Here is a 17416-nt window from a genome sequence, read left to right as displayed (position 1 = left end):
TCTTATTTTAGTTTTTTAAGCAAATTAAAACCTTGTCATAATGAATAACTAAGCGATAAAAAAGTTACAAATTTTTAGAGTGATATAATTTAATCAGCAAATATAAAAGAGTTATTTTTTATATTTATTTAGAAAAAAGGAAAGGATTTAGTTGAATATGAAAATAATTATTTTTGATCAAGTTGATGACTTACAAAGATACTGCGCCCAACTTTTCCTTGACAAAATTCATCAAAATCCTAAAGTTACTTTAGGTTTTGCAACTGGAATTTCACCAATTCCAGCTTATCAATATTTGATTCAGGATCATCAAGAAAATCAAACTTCTTGAAAGGAAATTACTACTTTTAATCTTGACGAATTTCTTGGGATCAATAAAGAGCATCCAGAATCTTTTATCCAACAAATGAAAAATAATTTGTTTGATCATATCGACCTTAACACAAACAAAATTAATATTCCCAATTGCGAAGCAAATGATCCGTTTACTGAAGCAATGGAATACGAAAACAAAATCATCAATCATGGAGGCATAGATTTCCAATACATTAGCTTAGAGATCAATGGGCATATGGCTTATAACGAACCAGGCACATCCTTTACTAGTAAAACTCACGTGGTTGATTTAACTAGTGAAACAATTACTGATTTAATTACAAAAAATAAATTTTCATCGCCAGAAGAAGCGCCTAAACAAGCGATTACAATGGGGGTTCAGACTTTACTGAAACACACCAAAGAAGCAATCATGGTTGCTTTTGGCAAACATAAAGCAATTGTTGCTAAAAAGATGTTAGAAGAAGATCCTAATAGTCAAATAACAGCTTCTTTTTTACAATTACACCCCAATTGCACCTTTATCCTTGATAAAGAAGCAGCAAGTTTATTGAGCGAGCAGACCCTAGCGATGGCTAAAAAGGGGTCTAACAGTGTTACTTAATATTTTCAAACAGCGTGGTAATAAACTTATGCGCCACACTGATAAAACACCTCACCGAATCAAAAATCATTTTAATAAAATTCTAAATAAATTGCAGCGACTGGGAAAATCTTTAATGTTTCCAATTGCGGTTTTACCGATCGCTGCGCTTCTGCTCCGTATTGGAGTTTTAATCACTGACCCATTGAGTAACGGATCGGTTGGTATTAGTAGTGCACAAGTTTTTATTGGTAAATTAATAAGCACACCAGGTCAAGTTATTTTTGATAACTTAGCAATTATTTTTGCCATTGGAGTAGCTTTTGGTTTAGCTAAGGATAACCGCGGCGAAGCGGCATTAGTAGGTGCGATTGTGTGATTTGGCATGACTGCACTTTTAAAAGAAGATTTTTTAGCTAGTGCGATTTGAAGCAATGTCGCAACCGCTGAAAATTTAGAAAATAAATCCATGTTACTTTATTTTCTAAGAAATAACAAGCCAGTATATCAACTCGATACGGGTGTTCTAGGAGGAATTGTTGTTGGAGTTTTGGTTAGTTTAATTTATAATCGTTACAAAAGTGTGCGTTTACCATTATCCCTTTCATTTTTTGGTGGGCGCCGTTTTGTACCGATGTTAGGAGTTTTAACTGTTATTCCTTTAGGTTTGTTTTTTGCCATTGTTTGACCTGGTTTACAATTTGCTTTAATTAACATTGGTCAAAGTTTAGCTGCTTCTGAAGGAGGAGTCCAAGCGGTTTCGGGTGGAGTTTATGCTTTTTTAAACCGGTTGCTACAACCATTTGTATTACATCACATTATTAATGTATTTGTTTGATTTCAACTACCAATTACTGGTCATTCCATTACTACCCAAACTGAATTAACAGTTAATGGTGATATTACAGCTTTCCAAAACGGGATTGTTGGTTCAGGATTATTTACAACGGGATTTTTTCCGTTATTTCTAGGCGGGCTACCTGGAGCAGCTGCGGCGATGATCATGACAGCAGATAAAAAGAAACGGCGACAAATGGCTCTGTTTTATGGAGGTGCCACTTTAGTAGCTTTTTTAACCGGAATTGATGAGCCACTAGTTTTTTCTTTTATTTTTGTCTCACCCTTACTATATGTTATTAATGCCTTACTAACCGGAATTTTTTATGCATTAGTGACTTTAACCCAAATGTCCATTGGAATTGGTTTTTCTGCGGGTTTTATTGATTATGTTGTTTCTTTTGGGTTATCATGACAACTAGCACGTGAATTTAGTATTTTAGCTAATCCCTTATGAGTCTGGGCTTTTGCTTTAGTTATGTTTGGAGTTTATTATTTTGTTTTCTTTTTTGTAATTAAAAAATTCAAAATTGCAATTCCTGGTCGCGAAGAACAGTTGGGTTTAACTGAAGTTGTTAGCTCACAACGTAATATTTTTGATGAAGCAGAACAGAAACATCAAACTCAAGGAGTAGTTACAGATAAATACCAAACTATGGCTAAAGATATTTTAAATATTCTTGGTCAAACAAACATTGAACTTGTAGAAAACTGTGCAACCAGATTACGCTTAACCCTTAAAACAAACGCTAAAGATCAAGTTAATGACCAGCTAATCATGCAAACCGGAGCTAAAGGAGTCATTCGGGTTGGTGATAAGGGGTATCAAATTATTATTGGTACTGATGTGGAACATGTTGCTGACCAGTTAAATAAATTAATCAAGTCACAATAACAAATAATTTAAAAAATAAAAAAAGCGGTTAATTTTAACCGCTTTTTTTATTGCACATGATGAATTTTATTTAGAAATAATGACAGGAACTAATTCGTAATTAGTATGTTCTTGCATGTTAATGGCATCAAAAATTTTTCGGCCAATTAAGTTGTAGTTAATTAAAATCTTAAAACTAAAATTAGCAAAAGCATCATTTAACGACATATAACCAATGTCACTAAATTGTACTGAATGATTATTGAAATTAGCTGATGCCCGAAAAATAGTGTGACTACCACAAATAATTAAATCAGGTTCAATAACAAAAGAATCACGTAGATAATTAGTAGCAGTTTCTAATTCGTTGTTGGGGCATAAGAAAATTTCAACTGGTAAATTTTCATTTTGATTCCAGTCTAAAATGGCTTGATAACGATTTTGATAAGTTTGTTGATCAATGGTTGAACTTGTTGGATCAACACCTACATAAGCAATTTTTTTGAATTTGTTTTTAGCTTTAATTTTGGTTAATAAACTTTTAATTCCACTTTGTTCGTTGACATAAAAAGATTGAAATTCTGGTAATTTTGTTCCATAAATAAAAACCCGATCTTTAATTTTAATTAGTTCTTTAACAAATTTTTTATCATCAAAAAGTTTGACGTTATAAAAAACAATTAAATAGCTAAATTGAATTTTTTTCAAATTCTTAATGATGTGTGCATAATTGTTTTCATTATTAGTTTTGACCCGATGTAAAAATAATAACTTATCATTTAAATTTTTATCTAATTCTCGAATAACTTGGTAATTTTGGTGATTTTGAAAAGAGACTGATAATAATAAAACTGATTTCTCTTGATTTTTAGTCTTTTTTAATCGCTTAATTTGTTCGGCATTTTGAGCATTTTTCACATATTCTTCAAGAATAATTTGGTTAGCTTTTTTGATCGGCTTATTATTGAAGAAACGAGAAATAACTGCAAGACTACAACCTGTTTTTTCAGCAATTAATTTATAAGAAATCTTTTTATTCATAAACAATTATTTTTTAAACACTTTAATTTCGGGTAATTGTAAATAATGAATTGGTTCATCATCAACTGTTTTTTGATCATCTTCATAACAACCACAATTCCATTTTTGCAGTTGTTCGGCTAGTAAATCGGTTTGATAATTTTCAAAAGAAATTTTGCCGTTTATTTTATCGATAATGCCCGAATTTTCTTGATTGAATTTTGTATTAATAAAATTTTGAATAATTGTTCACATTAAGCCAAAATTAATAATTTCTCCACCCATTGCTAACACATTTGCATCATATTGGGTTCTGGCTTGTTGGGCGATTAAGGGGGTTTTGGTTAATACACAGCGAATATTTTTTACTTTATTACAAGAATTGGCAATGCCTACTCCAGTTCCGCAAATAACAATGCCATAATCGACTTTTTGCTGAGCAACAAGAGTGCTAACAGCATGACCATAAAGGGGATAGTGGGTTCGTTCTAAATCATGAGTTCCACAATCATAAACTTCATGATGGGCTTCCACTAGTTTTTCCACAATTTTATTTTTAATGGGAGTCACAATGTGATCACATCCAATTGCAATTTTCATAAACTAATCCTTTGGTTGCATTAATTTTTTTAACATTTCAAGTCTGACTCAATGTCTTGCTGCTTCAAATTTAGAATCCAAAAAAGTTTGAATAATGACTTTTAAATTTTCTAATCCGATAGTAGCTAAAGGGCAAATCATGATATTGGTATTGTTGTGTAATGGAGTCATATAAGCGGAGTGTTGGTCTTCAACAAAAGCAACAATGGAATTCAAGTCTTTTGTCAAATACATAAATCCAGCAATGCCGTATTGTTCAATGACAATAATTCGGTCATATTTTTGTTCAGCAATTTCTTGCAAAATTTGGTCATAAATTGAAAAATTTAGGTTTTCATTATCGTTTAAAACCAAACTTAGATGTTCATCTATTTTCAGAGTGGTCAAAATGTTTTTAACAAAATGACCATTATCTGGTGATGCGTAAATTTTAATTTTCATAATTTGTAATTTCTTAAATGGAATTTTCACTAATATTTTATAAAAAAACTAATTTTTCTTATTTTTATCTAAAAAATTACCTTTTTTCATTAATCATAAAAAAATAACTATAATTAAAGCGATAAAAATGAAAAAAATTAAATTTAAGCTTATTTTTAATGAAAATTTCATTTTTACATAATTTAATGTTTTTTTATCTGTTTATGTCCCAAAATACTAACCAAATTGCTATTTCCATCATTGCGTATGCTGGAGATGCTCGAAGCGATCTTTTAATTGCTTTAAAAAATGCTCGAGAAAAAAACTTTACAGCTGCAGAAAAATTATTTAAAGCAGCCGAAGAAAATTTACACGAAGCACATCGAATCCAATTTGACCTACTACAACAAGAAGCCAGAAGCCTTCCAATTGATTTAACTCTTTTAATGATTCATGCTCAAGACCATTTAATGAATGCATTGACATTGAAAGATCTAGTTTTAGAAATTATCGAATTACATAAAGCTAAATAATCCAATGAATAAATTTATAAAAATTCCCGATAAGTTTTATTTAGGTGGTGCTATCGCCGCTGAAGAAGTAGAAGGATTGGGCATTACTCCTAAAGCAAGAACAGAATGAGATTTATTTTTTGCTGAATCTCCACAAAGTTTTTTTCATGGAATTAATAATAGTTACACCAACAACATGATGGTTCAATACCAAGAGGATTTAAATCTTTTTCAAGCTGTGGGTGCTAACTCAATCAGAATTTCCATTTCTTGATCACGTATTTTTCCTGAAAAAAATAAACTGAGTCAAACTGGCATTGATTATTATCATGCCTTTTTAGATTATGCAGCTGCTTTAAATATTGATGTGATTGTTACATTGATGCATTTTGATTTACCAGCTTATTTTTTTAATCATAAAAATGATGGATGAAACAACCCTGAAACTATTGCAGGATTTGTACAATTTGCAGATGTTGTTTTCCAGGAATATGGAAGTAAAGTCAAATATTTTGCCACTTTTAATGAACCAATTGTCGCTTTAGAAGGCTATACCGGATCCAAAAAACGATATCCATTATTAGACAACTTAAAATTAGGTTATCAATGTATGGCCAACATTGTTTTGGCCCATGCTCGAGTTGTTAATTTATTTAAAACAAAGTATCAACACATAAATGCTCAAATTGGTATCGTTTTAAACTGAGCTCATTGTTACCCTAAAGATAATCAGAATTTCACGCCCGCAGATTTTGCAGCAGCTAATAAATACAATCATCTGCATAATTACTTTTTTCTTTCACCAGCTATTTTAGGTAAATTCGAAGCTGAAACTCGATCATTCTTACAAGAAATGAATTGTGATTTTCACTTAACTCCAACAGAAATTGATGAAATTGCAGCAAATCCAATTGATTGGTTAGGGGTTAATTTTTATGCGCCTACTCGGGTTGAAATATCAGAACAAAATGATAAATGACCTTTCAAATTATGAAAATGGGATCAAGGTCGTTTTAATCATTTTCGTGGGTGAGAAATTCATCCTGAAACATTATTAGAAATTAGTGCAATCATCCAAACCAAATATCACAATCTCCCCTGAATGATTTGTGAAAATGGTATGGGAGTAGAAAACGAAGGTATTTGAAGAAATCTGAAGACTCAACAAATTGAAGATGATTACCGTATTAGTTTTATTGCAGAGCATTTGGATTATTTATTCCAAGCAGTAGCAAAAGGCGGCAATTGTTTTGGATATCATCTCTGGGCAATGATCGATAATTGATCATGAATTAATGCTTACAAAAACCGGTACGGATTAATTGAGCTTGATTTAAATAATTATGCGCGGAGAATTAAAAAATCAGGGAACTGATTTAAACAATTAACAGATAGCAAACAACTTGATTTAGATTATCGTAAAGTTGATGAAATTATTGATTATCAAAAAATTAAATACAGTCAATCTAATTAAATATGAATCCTGTAATTACCAAACAACAATTTAGACAGTATGCTAAAACTTCAGCCAATTATTTAAATCGTTGACTAACTCGATTTACTTCTAATTTGTTAATTAAGTCATTAATGCAAGCCATGATTCAAACCATTATGTTTATCATTGTTGGTGCATTATTCCTTTTATTGTTTGCTTTACCTCAGGCTATTTTGACAATTGCTTATGATGCTGATTATTTAAATGAACACATTTTTAATAACTATCATTGAAATAATTGGAGCCGGTTTACTTTAACGGTTTGGGATTTAAGTGGTGGATTTTTAGGCATTTTAGTTGCTGCTCAACTTGGTTATGTCATGACTAAAAACCTGAATCCTCGTTTGAACTTCCAGAAACAAATTCCTGCGATTTTTGTTTATATTACTTGTTTAATTTCTTACATTATTCTAGCCATTATTCCCGCTTCTATTGACGCTTATCAAGTGGGGGATAATAGTTATTCCCGATTTGCAGTCTTATGGGGGTCACAAGGATTATTACCAGGAATTATTCTGGGTTGATGTTTACCATTGATTTTTTATTTGTGTTATAAACATAATATTACTTTACGGCTATCACCTAGTGCACCACAAATTATTTCCCGAGCTTTTACTCCAATTGTGCCGGTTTTTATTAGTTTCTTTTTAGTTTCTTCAATTTCATTAGGATTCAATATTTTATTAGGAGCACCATTATTTATTTGGATTTTTACCCAATTATCTTCCCGAATCATTAACCAAATTAATGACACTTGAGGATTGGCTATTTTTTATAGTTTTATTAAACCGTTTTCCTGATTTATTGGCATTCAACCCAACTGAACTGGAGCTATTTTTCAACCAATCCTTTTATCTAATTTAACAGAAAACGGAAATTTACTAACCAATCCTAACTCCACTTCGCTTTATTCTTGATCCAACGGTAGAACCCATATTTTTGTAGAAAATGTAATTGATAGTTTTTCTGATGCGGGTGGAGCAGGCGCCACTTTTATGGTGCCGTTTTTATATCTATTATTTGCTAAATCAGATCAGTTAAAAACTGTGGGAAAAAATTCATCAGTAACAATTTGGCTTCAAGTCAATGAACCATTGTTATTCGGTGCTGGATTAATTCTTAATCCGATTTATGTTATCCCCTTTTTATTGACACCAATTTTAAGTGTGATTCCAGTTATGACTTTTTGACAATTGGGTTTATTCAATGGCGCAGGGAGTAATTTACCATGACCAACTCCTTGATTTTTAAGAACAGCAATTCCTAACTTTAACCAAGTGGGAGTCTATTTTTCCATTATTATTGGTTTCTTGCTACAAATCTTCATGTATTTACCATTTATCAAAATTCATGACAATATTTTACTAAAGCAAGAAAAATTAGTTAACCCAAACAAACTCTATGTTAGTGGATTACAAGTGATTTGGGGGACATGATTCAATTTTGATCCATTGGCATTTAAACAATTGCGATTAGCCAAAAAAACTCAAAAGGATCAAAACAATTCAGCAGATCAATTGCAACAAACATTTGTTAAAAAACATAATGACAATATTAATTTTTACTCATCTGTTAAACTAAATAAAAAATTAGAAAAATTAAATAAAAAGCTGGAAAATAAAATTCAATTACTTAATGATAAGCATACAGCATGAATCGAAAAACAACGTACCAAAATTGAGACTTTGCAGCAAAAAGTTGAAATTTATCAAAATGATATTCTAACAATTGCTGGTCAATTGAATGCCAAACAACAAGCTAAGATTGATAAATGAAATGCAGAAATTACTAACTTAAATACTCAACAATTTAGCTTTAAATTAACCCAAGATAATGAACCAATTTTATGATACTTCCGTAAAAAAATGGAATTGGAATTAAAATATCAAATTTATCAATTACGTAACGAAAACTATTTGCCAATTCGTTTTTATTTTGCGGGTAAAATCTATAATCATTTTAAAAATCCCAACTATCAAGTTTCAACTGATGTTATCGCTACTTTAGAATCCGAAAAAAATAATAATTTAATTACAAAAGTTAATTTAAGCAATCAAATTATTCATATTTCCCAAACCCAAAACCCATATCAAAATTACTTAGAATGAATTCACCCTTCCAAATCTCAAACTATTATGAGTGAAATAATTGAGAATAAACCAACAAATTCAACTTCCAAAAAACCAGTTAAAAAAATTTTATGTTTGTGTATTGGGGCTGGAAGTTCATCAGTGCTGGCAAATAATTTAAATAAAGCAGCACAGCAACATCATTTGAATTATGAAGCAACAGCTTTTGCTTTTGGCAATCATGCTGAAGCATTTAAATTAGCTGATATTGTTTTGGTTTCACCTCAACTAAAACCTAACTATCAAGCATTAGCAAATGAGGGATCTAAAGACCAAATTAAAGTGGTACAAATGTCTGCTAAAGAGTATATTAATTTAAGTAATGATGTGAATGCTGTGACAGCATACTTTGAAGCAAACTCTGATTTGTTAAAAGAATAATTAAAACTAGCATTATTTTTTACATTAAAATTTTAAATACATTGCATATCTATTTAAATGCAATGTATTTATTTATCAATTAAAACAAATGCAAATTCAATAAACTTAAGATTAAAAAAATTCTTTAAAGAAATAAATATCCTTATTAATTGAATTAAGTAAACAATCTGATCATTAATAAAGAAAATTAATTTTTGAAATAACAGGTAAATAATATGAATATTATTCATCCGGATAAATGATTCCAAACAGCTTTAAAAAACCGCCAAGCCATTCCGGCTTTTAACATTTTGAATTTAGAAACTTTAAAGGGAGTTGTACAGGTTGCTGAAAGACTCAATCAACCAGTCATTATTCAAATTTCACAAGGTTCATTGAAATGAGCTGGTTATGATTATTTAATCCCAATGGTTAAAAATGTTTTAGAAAAGTCTTCAGCTTCATTTGTTTTACATTTAGATCATTGTTTAGATTTAGAATTGTTAGAAAAAGCAGTTAATGACGGATTTAGTTCAGTCATGTTTGATGGCTCACATTTTAGTTATGAAGAAAATGTTCGTTTATCCCAATTAGCTAAAAAAATTACTAGTTCCAAAAATGTTTTTTTAGAATTAGAAATTGGCAAAATTGGCGGTAAAGAAGATGATCTTGTTGCGGATGAATCTGATCAATTAGAATTAAGTACAATTCTAGATTTTTATCAAAAAACCCAACCAGATAGTTTAGCAATTGCTTTTGGAACTTCCCACGGCATTTATAAAAAAGCTGCAAGTTTAAATTATGAATTGATTAAACAAACTCGGGCTAATTTACCAATCCCCCTAGTGATGCATGGTACTAGTGGGATTGCTTATGATGAAATTCTTCAATGTGTGGCTTCAGGAATCAATAAAGTTAATATTGCCACTGATTTATTAGTTGTTTACCAAAAAGCAGTACGGGATCATTTATTAGCCCACCCTGATACTCATGATGTGCGGATTACAAATAATTTAGGGATTGATGCAATTAAAGTCAAAGTGGAATCGTATTTCAATTTGTTTAAATAAAAAATCAACATTTTAATCCTGCAATTTATCTTCAAAAAAGATATAGAGCTTCTGGATATAATTACATCTAGCTCTCACATTTGGAGCAATCTATTTTTAATCAAATTAATGAAGGAATCTTTATGCTTGAAACAATTTTAGTTGTCTCTGATAATCATGGCAGTCTTGAATCAATTCGGCAATTAATTAATCAGAAAAAATATTTTGCTGTTTTACATGCTGGTGATTTTACTTGTGATCCTCAAAGTGTTTTAAAATTACATCCTAAAACATATTTTATTTTGGGAAATAATGATAGTTATGACCAAGGTTCTTATTTGCCCAAAGATGGACAATATTATCCGCAAGATAATGTTTATCTTATTAATTTATTGGGTCAAAAAATTTTGTTGACCCATGGGCATTATGTTTTACATTGAGAAGAAGTTAAAAGTCGTAATAACTTAAAACAATTAGCAGAAAAATATGGTGCCAATTTTTTAATTTTTGGTCATACTCATGTGCCTTATTATCAAACTTTAGAAAACCTTCACCTTTTAAATCCTGGGTCAATTAATTATCCCCGTAGTAATTCAGGAAGAACCTATGGCGAAATTGAAATCAAAAATAACCAAATTCTTAATGTGACAGTCAAACATCTGGCATAATTTTCTAGATGTTTTAAAGTTATTTAATATAAAATAAAAACCAAAGACACAAGCAAAAATTTTAATAATTTTTGTCGAAAAACAATTTAATTGAATACAACAATGAAAAAAATATTAATTACAAGCAAAGCTGGCATTAAGAATGATTTTGTCGAATTTGCTGTTAAGTTTAGCATTCCTGATTTCTACTTTGATCTTTATGGTCAAGCTTTAAGGGTGTTTAAAATTGATTTATTTAATCAAGGATTCAATTTTGAACCAGTCTGACCTGAAAAAGTAGAAACTCATGTTGTGCGTTTTGAAATTGATGGGATGAATTTTTTAAGTATTGGTCCTAATCATTTTGCTTCAACAAGCGAACGCAATGCAACTGTGCTTGCGGAAAAATATCAAGCACAAGTTGTGTTCTATAATTCAGAGAAAGAATTATTCCGTTATCGCAACGGAATCTTGTTTGTGAGCTATACTTTATTCTTAAATAAAGAAGCAAGTAATGAAGATAAAAGTGTTTTAGTTACCATTGATAATGGTTACCTAAAAAATGCCGTTTTAAATTCTCACATTCAAAACGAAAACCGAACTTTTGACACCATAACTATAAAAAGTTTTTATGGAGTTAAAAATGTTCCCCATTTAAAACGTCGTAAAGTCTTCACTAAAGAAGAAGCCGCAATTTCTCAAAGCCGATATAATAATAAAAATAGTGTTGATTTAACTCACTTATATAATGACCACTTAGTAAGTTTCAAATTCTTAACTTCAGAATTAGATATTGATGGTCAACTAAAAACTTTAGACGATCAAGCTTTTGTTCATAATGAAATTTTCCATGATAAACCATCATTTAATGAAAATTTAATTGATTTTGAGCTTGAACAAACTAAATCTAAAGATGATGAAGAAGCAGATTGAGAAGATTCATTGATTGCATCAATGAATCAAGTTGAAAGCGAAGATAAAGGGGTCATCGGTGATGATTATCTAGAATTAGTAGATACTGAAAAAACCGTCAAAGAACCAAAAGCTGATTTCGACTATGAATCTTATGTTCGTTCTACTAATGATAAGTTTTTAGATCTAGATGAATATGAAGTAATTAACCGAATGGCTCAAATTGATGGTCAATCTGCTGCAACTACAGTTAATGAAGAAATTCGCACTGACCAGTTAAATCAAACTACAACTGAATTCAATAGTTCTGATGAAAAATCAGCTGAAACCAAAGTGCCGGCTGAAAATGATTTATCATTTATTGCTGAGCGAATTCAAACAGGTTTGTTTAAAAGCACAAACGTAAAAATCCCTGAAATCAAAGAAGTTCCTGCACCGGTAAAAGAGACTGAAAATGAAGAAGATGAATTAGCTGGCTTTATTTTTGGTGAGGAATCTGAAAATTTAGAAGAAACTGAGCAAACAGAACAATCTGAACAATCAGAAGAATTGCATCAAGAAGAACAATCTGAACAGCCTGAACAATCTTTTGAACAACACGACCAACAACAGAATGAAGAAGATTCATTTATAGATTATAGTTTTGAAGAACAAACTAATTTTGAAGAATCAAATCATTTTGAAAAATCATCTCCATTAGAAGTTGCAAACTCAGATGACATTAGTTCTGAAACTTTTTTAGCGTCTAAAGAAGAACAATCTTTTGAAGAACCAATTAATCATGAAACTCAAAATGTTTTAGATTCGAATTCTACAGTTCGAATTTTGGAAAGCAATGTTGATGAAAGTGAATTGGCGATCAAAACTATTAGCAGCTTCAAACATAAAGTTAGTTTATTCTTTGCTAAACTAAAAGTTAAAAAAATTAAATTGGATGATCCAGAAAATATTTTGAATTCACCCGAACAATTGGCATACGATGAAGTTGTTGATCAAATTCCAGAATCAGAAGTTTCTTCAGAAATATTATATGATTCTGAAACTGAAACAACGAGCGCTATGTTTGGTGCGGAATCAGCAGCCATTAGTGAACCGGTCTTAACAGATGGCTCATACCAATTGTATTCTGAAGATTTAAGAACAGAGTTACCAGAAGAAAACGAAGTGTTAACCGAATCATTTGAAACTGATGAAGTTGCTCAAGAGACTGTTTTTGATGCAGATGTGACTGGAGTGGAAACCAATGTTCTGCAAGAAGAATTTTTTGCTTCACATCAAAATGATGAAGATTTAACCGAAGATTCATCAATTCAAGAATTATCAGTTGAAGAAGAATCCCGAACAGAAGACTTAGAGTTATTAACAACTGATCATCACTCTAGCGATGTAGAGGATCAAATCTTAGTGGAGAATTTAGCAACTGAGAACTTTGAAATCCCATCCCATCAATTTGAATCAAATTCTGAAGAATTATTTGAATTCAATGAAGCTCAAAAAGTTCACTTTCACGAAGTTCAAACAACTGAAGTGGTTGAAGAAGAAGTGGTTGAAGAAATTATTTCTGAATCCATTATTCCCGAACCAATCATTCCCGAACCAGTTCGCGAATTAACTGAAGGTGAACGTTATGATCGTGAATCTCGAATTAATCGTTTACGTGATGCTATTGCTGACTGTGAAAAAGCAATTACTGAATTTAATAAAGCTCATGGTGGCAGCGAAGAAGAAAAAAATATTTTATCTAATAACTTCAACGAATCCACCGAAGTAATTGTAGATGCTTTAATTAATAAACCAATTGCAGAACAGTTTGTGAATGGGGAATGAGAAATTTCCAATAACTCTGTTGATGAATTTACTAAAGACATTCGTGATATCTCTCACAATTTCTACCGCCGTAGTTTGAATTTACAAAACTTGAAAAAACGAATTCAATTACAAGAATACATTACTAACAAACGTAAACAACTGACTGATATTTTAGTTCGACGTACTAAAAGAATTAAAGATTATCAAGGACGGACAACTGAAATTATGTCGGAAATTGAAGCGAAAATTAACTAGAATAAATTCAGTTTTATTTGTCATAAAATTGCAAATTTTTTTACTCAGAAATCACAGCCAAACTAGGCTGTGATTTTTTTGTTTTCATTTTTTGGTGAAGAAAATTTTGGTTATTTAATTTCAGCAAAAAAAGGAGTTGTTTTAACAGAGGAAAAAAGAAATTTTAGAACAATAATCTTTGAAAAAACAATAACTTTTATTTGATTTTTTAATATAATTTCATTTATGTTAAAACCAAATATTTTTTTTATTTTTTAGATTTTTTTCAATAAATAAAATTTTTATTTTTAATTTAATTTTAAGGATTGTTAATGAACAAAAAACCATTAATTTCACTACGTCATATTAATAAAAAATATGACAATAATTTAACAGTAATTGAAGACCTGTCGTTAGATATTGACGATGGGGCTTTTGTTACTATTTTAGGCCCAAGTGGATGCGGTAAATCAACTTTATTAAAGATGATTGGCGGATTTGAAATGCCAACAAAAGGCCAAATTTTAATGAATGGATTGGACATTAAAGATGTTCCCATCTACCAACGAGCTACTGCAACTGTGTTTCAGGATTATGCGTTATTTCCCAACATGAATGTTTATCAAAACATTGCATATGGTTTGAAAAAAATGCGAACTCAAAAAGAAAATGCTGAAAACATGCGGGTTAAAGTGGAATTAGTTGAAGAAGCTGCCAAACTAAAATCCGGTGATAAATTAGCTGCTAATGCTAAACGTGTAAAAGAAGTTAAAGAACGTTTAGAAAAAGAAACTGCCAGTTTAGCAGCAATTTCTAATCAAAAATCTTTTGCTTACAAAGTGAAAAAAAGTTTAATTCAGTCCCTTGACAATGAATTAAATGATTTAGATTACTGAAAATCTTACTGGGAAACTTATCCCTTCATCAGTAAACAAAATGCTGAAAAGAAATATTTAACTCGCAAACTAACTAAAGAAGAAATTCAGGAAAAAATTAATCACGTTTTAAAATTAGTTAGTCTTGAGGGAAATGAATTTAAAAAACCTGACCAGTTATCTGGGGGTCAACGTCAACGGGTAGCTTTAGCTCGAGCAATTGTTACTCTACCAAAAGTGTTACTATTAGACGAGCCATTATCTGCATTAGATGCAAAAGTTCGCAAACAGATGCAGGTTGAATTAAAACGAATTCATGAAGAATTAGGAATTACTTTTATTTTAGTAACCCACGATCAGGAAGAGGCTTTAGTATTATCTAGCAAAATCGTGGTTATGTCTAAAGGAAAAATTGAACAAATTGGTACTTCTTCTGAAGTGTATGACTCACCAGCTAATGTTTGGGTGTCCAATTTCATTGGCAAAGCCAATTTATTTGAAGGAACTTATCTTTCTCTTGGTCAACTAAAATTCTATGATATTGAAATTGTCACAGATGTGATGACCGGTTTTGATGCCAATGAAAAAGTGCAAATCATGATGCGTCCTGAAGATTTTGATGTTGTCCCTCAGGGCAAAGGCTTCATTGATGTTTATGTGGAAGATGCAATTTATACTGGTAAATTATGGGAACTAAAATGTCAGTTCCATGATCGTGATATTTTTGTTGATAATATTGACGAAATCAAACCAGGCCAAACGATCGGTTTACTTTGAGATAAAATCGATGTTCACGTAATGAAACAATAAAAGAAAGAGGTGTAAATAAAAAATTGAAACAGTTAGTTTTTGGAATTTTTAAAAAATTTCAAAATCCACGCTTGTGGCTTATTATTCCGTTCGCAATCTTATCACTAGTTTTAGTGATAATTCCCTTAATTGTTGTCGTTTTATACGCTTTGACTCCTGTGGTCGGTAGCACCCAAAATAATTTTGTTGTTTTAAACGCTACAACTGGTGCAGCAATTTGACGTTCTTTATGAGTTTCTTTTTTAGCAACTTTTATTTGTCTGATTATTGCTTATCCATTTTCATATTTTTTAAGCTTTGCTGAATCTAAAACTTTTAAAGTCTTGATTTTATTAATTATTACTGCACCAATTTGAAGTAGTTTTTTAGTGAAATTAATTGGACTAAAAAGTTTATTAGACATTATTAATGGTGGCGCCAACTCTACTTATGGGGTGGGTTATAGTCTGTTGGGTTTAATTTATTTATACCTACCATTTGCAATCTTACCGATTTACACCATTCTTGACCAAATGCCTCGTAACATTTTGAATGCTTCTCAGGATTTGGGATATAACCAATGAGAAACTTTTTTATATGTTGTTCTCCCATACACTAAAGCAGCAATGCTGTCTGCAATTATTGTGGTATTTTTACCATCCTTCACCACAGTAGCAGTCGGTCAATTCTTAGATAATAGTAACGGCCAATTATTAATTGGTGACATTAACTATGAACAAGGTATTTTGGGGTTAGATTCACCAATTGCTCTAGCACGTTCTTCTGCGATCTCATTAGTGATTAGTATCGTGATGTTCTTGTGTTATGGAGTGATTGTGTTAATTCCTAAAATTGTTGCCGTAGTTAAAAGCCAAAACCGCAAAATTGAATTTGCAAATGAATTTGGTTTTTTAGCAAAACTTGCTAACCGATTCCAAAATAAAAATAAAGGAGTTAACTCCAATGTTTAAAACTTTTTTGGCTAATTTCTTCACCCAAAACCGTTTTTTCAAAACTTTAAAAATGAGTTATATTTGGGTTGTTTTGGCGTTAATTTATATTCCATTAATCATTGTGGTTTTCTTATCATTCACCGATCCATCAGTGCGGGGAAATGTTGTTTTAAATTTTGAACGCAACTGAAATAGTGGTGAAAATTTCTCTCGATTGTTTGTTGATTTATCTTATAACGGAAACTTCATTAGCTCATTAGTCAATTCCATTATTATTGCTGCAATTGTTACTCCCATTTCTTTGGTCATTGGTACTTTAACTACTTTTGGAATTTGAAGAGCCAAAGAAATTACTAAGGCGAATGTTTTGAATGTTTCCAAAATTACCATCATCAATCCAGATGTTATTACTGGGATTTCTTTATCAACCTTATTTGTAATTGCATTTTTACCACTAGGTTTAAACTTTGGTTGAGTAACTATTATTTTGGCACAAATTTCATTCACTGTTCCATATGTTATTGTTACTCTTTATCCGAAAATGATGAAGATGAACATTATTTTGTTATTAGCTAGCTATGATCTAAATTACCGTAAATTTGAAACTTTTATTAAAATTGTTGTTCCTTATTTAATGCCTTCAATTTTTGGGGCAACTTTAATTGCTTTTGCAGTTTCATTTGATGATTTTATTATTACTAATCTAGTGCGAGGTCGGGTAACTACAATTGCCACTGAACTTTATACCATGAGTAAAGGAATTAAATCATGAGCTATTACTTTTGGTGCGTTAATTGTTTTAATTACTTTAGGTATTATTGCTTTATTATCAATCTTTAAAATTGTAAAAACCAACCGCAATAAACTTTCACCACGCAACATTATTCGTTCTTTTAAAAAGGATGATGTTGTTAAAAAACATCGGGGACAAGTCAATACTTTTGAAGAGAATCCGATGGAAATGATGTCACGAGCAGAATAG

At 30.8% G+C, this 17416-nt stretch carries 14 protein-coding genes; 11 read left to right on the top strand and 3 right to left on the bottom strand.

The annotated features are described in order from the left end of the window. The first annotated feature begins 157 nt into the window (after positions 1 to 157). Together NPA10_RS04145 and NPA10_RS04140 are read left to right on the top strand one after the other, a co-directional pair. A complete protein-coding gene (locus NPA10_RS04145; RefSeq protein WP_256547451.1) occupies positions 158 to 940 on the top strand; it encodes a glucosamine-6-phosphate deaminase in 783 nt (260 codons plus the stop codon). A 115-nt stretch (positions 941 to 1055) separates the two neighbouring features. After that, entirely contained in the window at positions 1056 to 2651 is a 1596-nt protein-coding gene (locus NPA10_RS04140; protein WP_265745470.1) for a PTS transporter subunit EIIC, read from the top strand. Between the two features lie 66 nt (positions 2652 to 2717). Here the strand turns inward: NPA10_RS04140 and NPA10_RS04135 are convergent, their stop codons facing one another. The 3 genes from NPA10_RS04135 to NPA10_RS04125 are packed head-to-tail and all read right to left on the bottom strand — an operon-like array spanning position 2718 to position 4691. Beyond that, positions 2718 to 3671, bottom strand: a complete 954-nt coding sequence (locus tag NPA10_RS04135; RefSeq protein ID WP_256547450.1) for a hypothetical protein — start codon at positions 3669 to 3671, stop codon at positions 2718 to 2720. A gap of 6 nt (positions 3672 to 3677) precedes the next feature. Next, on the bottom strand, positions 3678 to 4250 hold the full coding sequence (locus NPA10_RS04130; protein WP_256547449.1) for an RpiB/LacA/LacB family sugar-phosphate isomerase: 573 nt from the start codon (positions 4248 to 4250) through the stop codon (positions 3678 to 3680). Between the two features lie 3 nt (positions 4251 to 4253). Then, positions 4254 to 4691 carry an RpiB/LacA/LacB family sugar-phosphate isomerase gene (locus NPA10_RS04125; RefSeq protein ID WP_256547448.1) on the bottom strand — a complete coding sequence of 146 codons (438 nt, stop codon included), beginning with the start codon at positions 4689 to 4691 and terminating at the stop codon, positions 4254 to 4256. A 158-nt stretch (positions 4692 to 4849) separates the two neighbouring features. Here NPA10_RS04125 and NPA10_RS04120 point away from each other — a divergent pair, with 158 nt between their 5' ends. From NPA10_RS04120 to NPA10_RS04080, 9 genes are all read left to right on the top strand, one after another. Then, a complete protein-coding gene (locus NPA10_RS04120; RefSeq protein WP_256547447.1) occupies positions 4850 to 5203 on the top strand; it encodes a PTS sugar transporter subunit IIA in 354 nt (117 codons plus the stop codon). 4 nt (positions 5204 to 5207) lie between these two features. Beyond that, the gene (locus tag NPA10_RS04115; RefSeq protein ID WP_256547446.1) at positions 5208 to 6656 is read left to right on the top strand and encodes a glycoside hydrolase family 1 protein; all 1449 of its coding nucleotides are present in this window, start codon (positions 5208 to 5210) and stop codon (positions 6654 to 6656) included. Positions 6657 to 6658: 2 nt separating this feature from the next. Next, a complete protein-coding gene (locus NPA10_RS04110; protein ID WP_256547445.1) occupies positions 6659 to 9187 on the top strand; it encodes a PTS transporter subunit EIIC in 2529 nt (842 codons plus the stop codon). A 215-nt stretch (positions 9188 to 9402) separates the two neighbouring features. Next, positions 9403 to 10236, top strand: a complete 834-nt coding sequence (locus tag NPA10_RS04105; RefSeq protein ID WP_256547444.1) for a class II fructose-bisphosphate aldolase — start codon at positions 9403 to 9405, stop codon at positions 10234 to 10236. A gap of 122 nt (positions 10237 to 10358) precedes the next feature. Then, positions 10359 to 10883: a YfcE family phosphodiesterase gene (locus NPA10_RS04100; protein ID WP_256547443.1), complete on the top strand. Its 525-nt coding sequence runs from the start codon at positions 10359 to 10361 to the stop codon at positions 10881 to 10883. A gap of 102 nt (positions 10884 to 10985) precedes the next feature. Continuing rightward, entirely contained in the window at positions 10986 to 13838 is a 2853-nt protein-coding gene (locus NPA10_RS04095) for a hypothetical protein (protein ID WP_256547442.1), read from the top strand. 311 nt (positions 13839 to 14149) lie between these two features. Continuing rightward, a complete protein-coding gene (locus tag NPA10_RS04090) occupies positions 14150 to 15502 on the top strand; it encodes an ATP-binding cassette domain-containing protein (RefSeq protein ID WP_256547441.1) in 1353 nt (450 codons plus the stop codon). Positions 15503 to 15525: 23 nt separating this feature from the next. Continuing rightward, positions 15526 to 16452: an ABC transporter permease gene (locus tag NPA10_RS04085; RefSeq protein ID WP_256547440.1), complete on the top strand. Its 927-nt coding sequence runs from the start codon at positions 15526 to 15528 to the stop codon at positions 16450 to 16452. Further along, entirely contained in the window at positions 16445 to 17416 is a 972-nt protein-coding gene (locus tag NPA10_RS04080; RefSeq protein WP_256547439.1) for an ABC transporter permease, read from the top strand. Before NPA10_RS04085 ends, NPA10_RS04080 begins: the two co-directional genes overlap by 8 nt.

It is taken from the genome of Mycoplasmoides fastidiosum, from assembly GCF_024498275.1.
Taxonomy (GTDB): Bacteria; Bacillota_I; Bacilli_A; order Mycoplasmatales; family Mycoplasmoidaceae; genus Mycoplasma_N; species Mycoplasma_N fastidiosum.
This window is presented reverse-complemented; position numbering and strand designations above follow the sequence as displayed.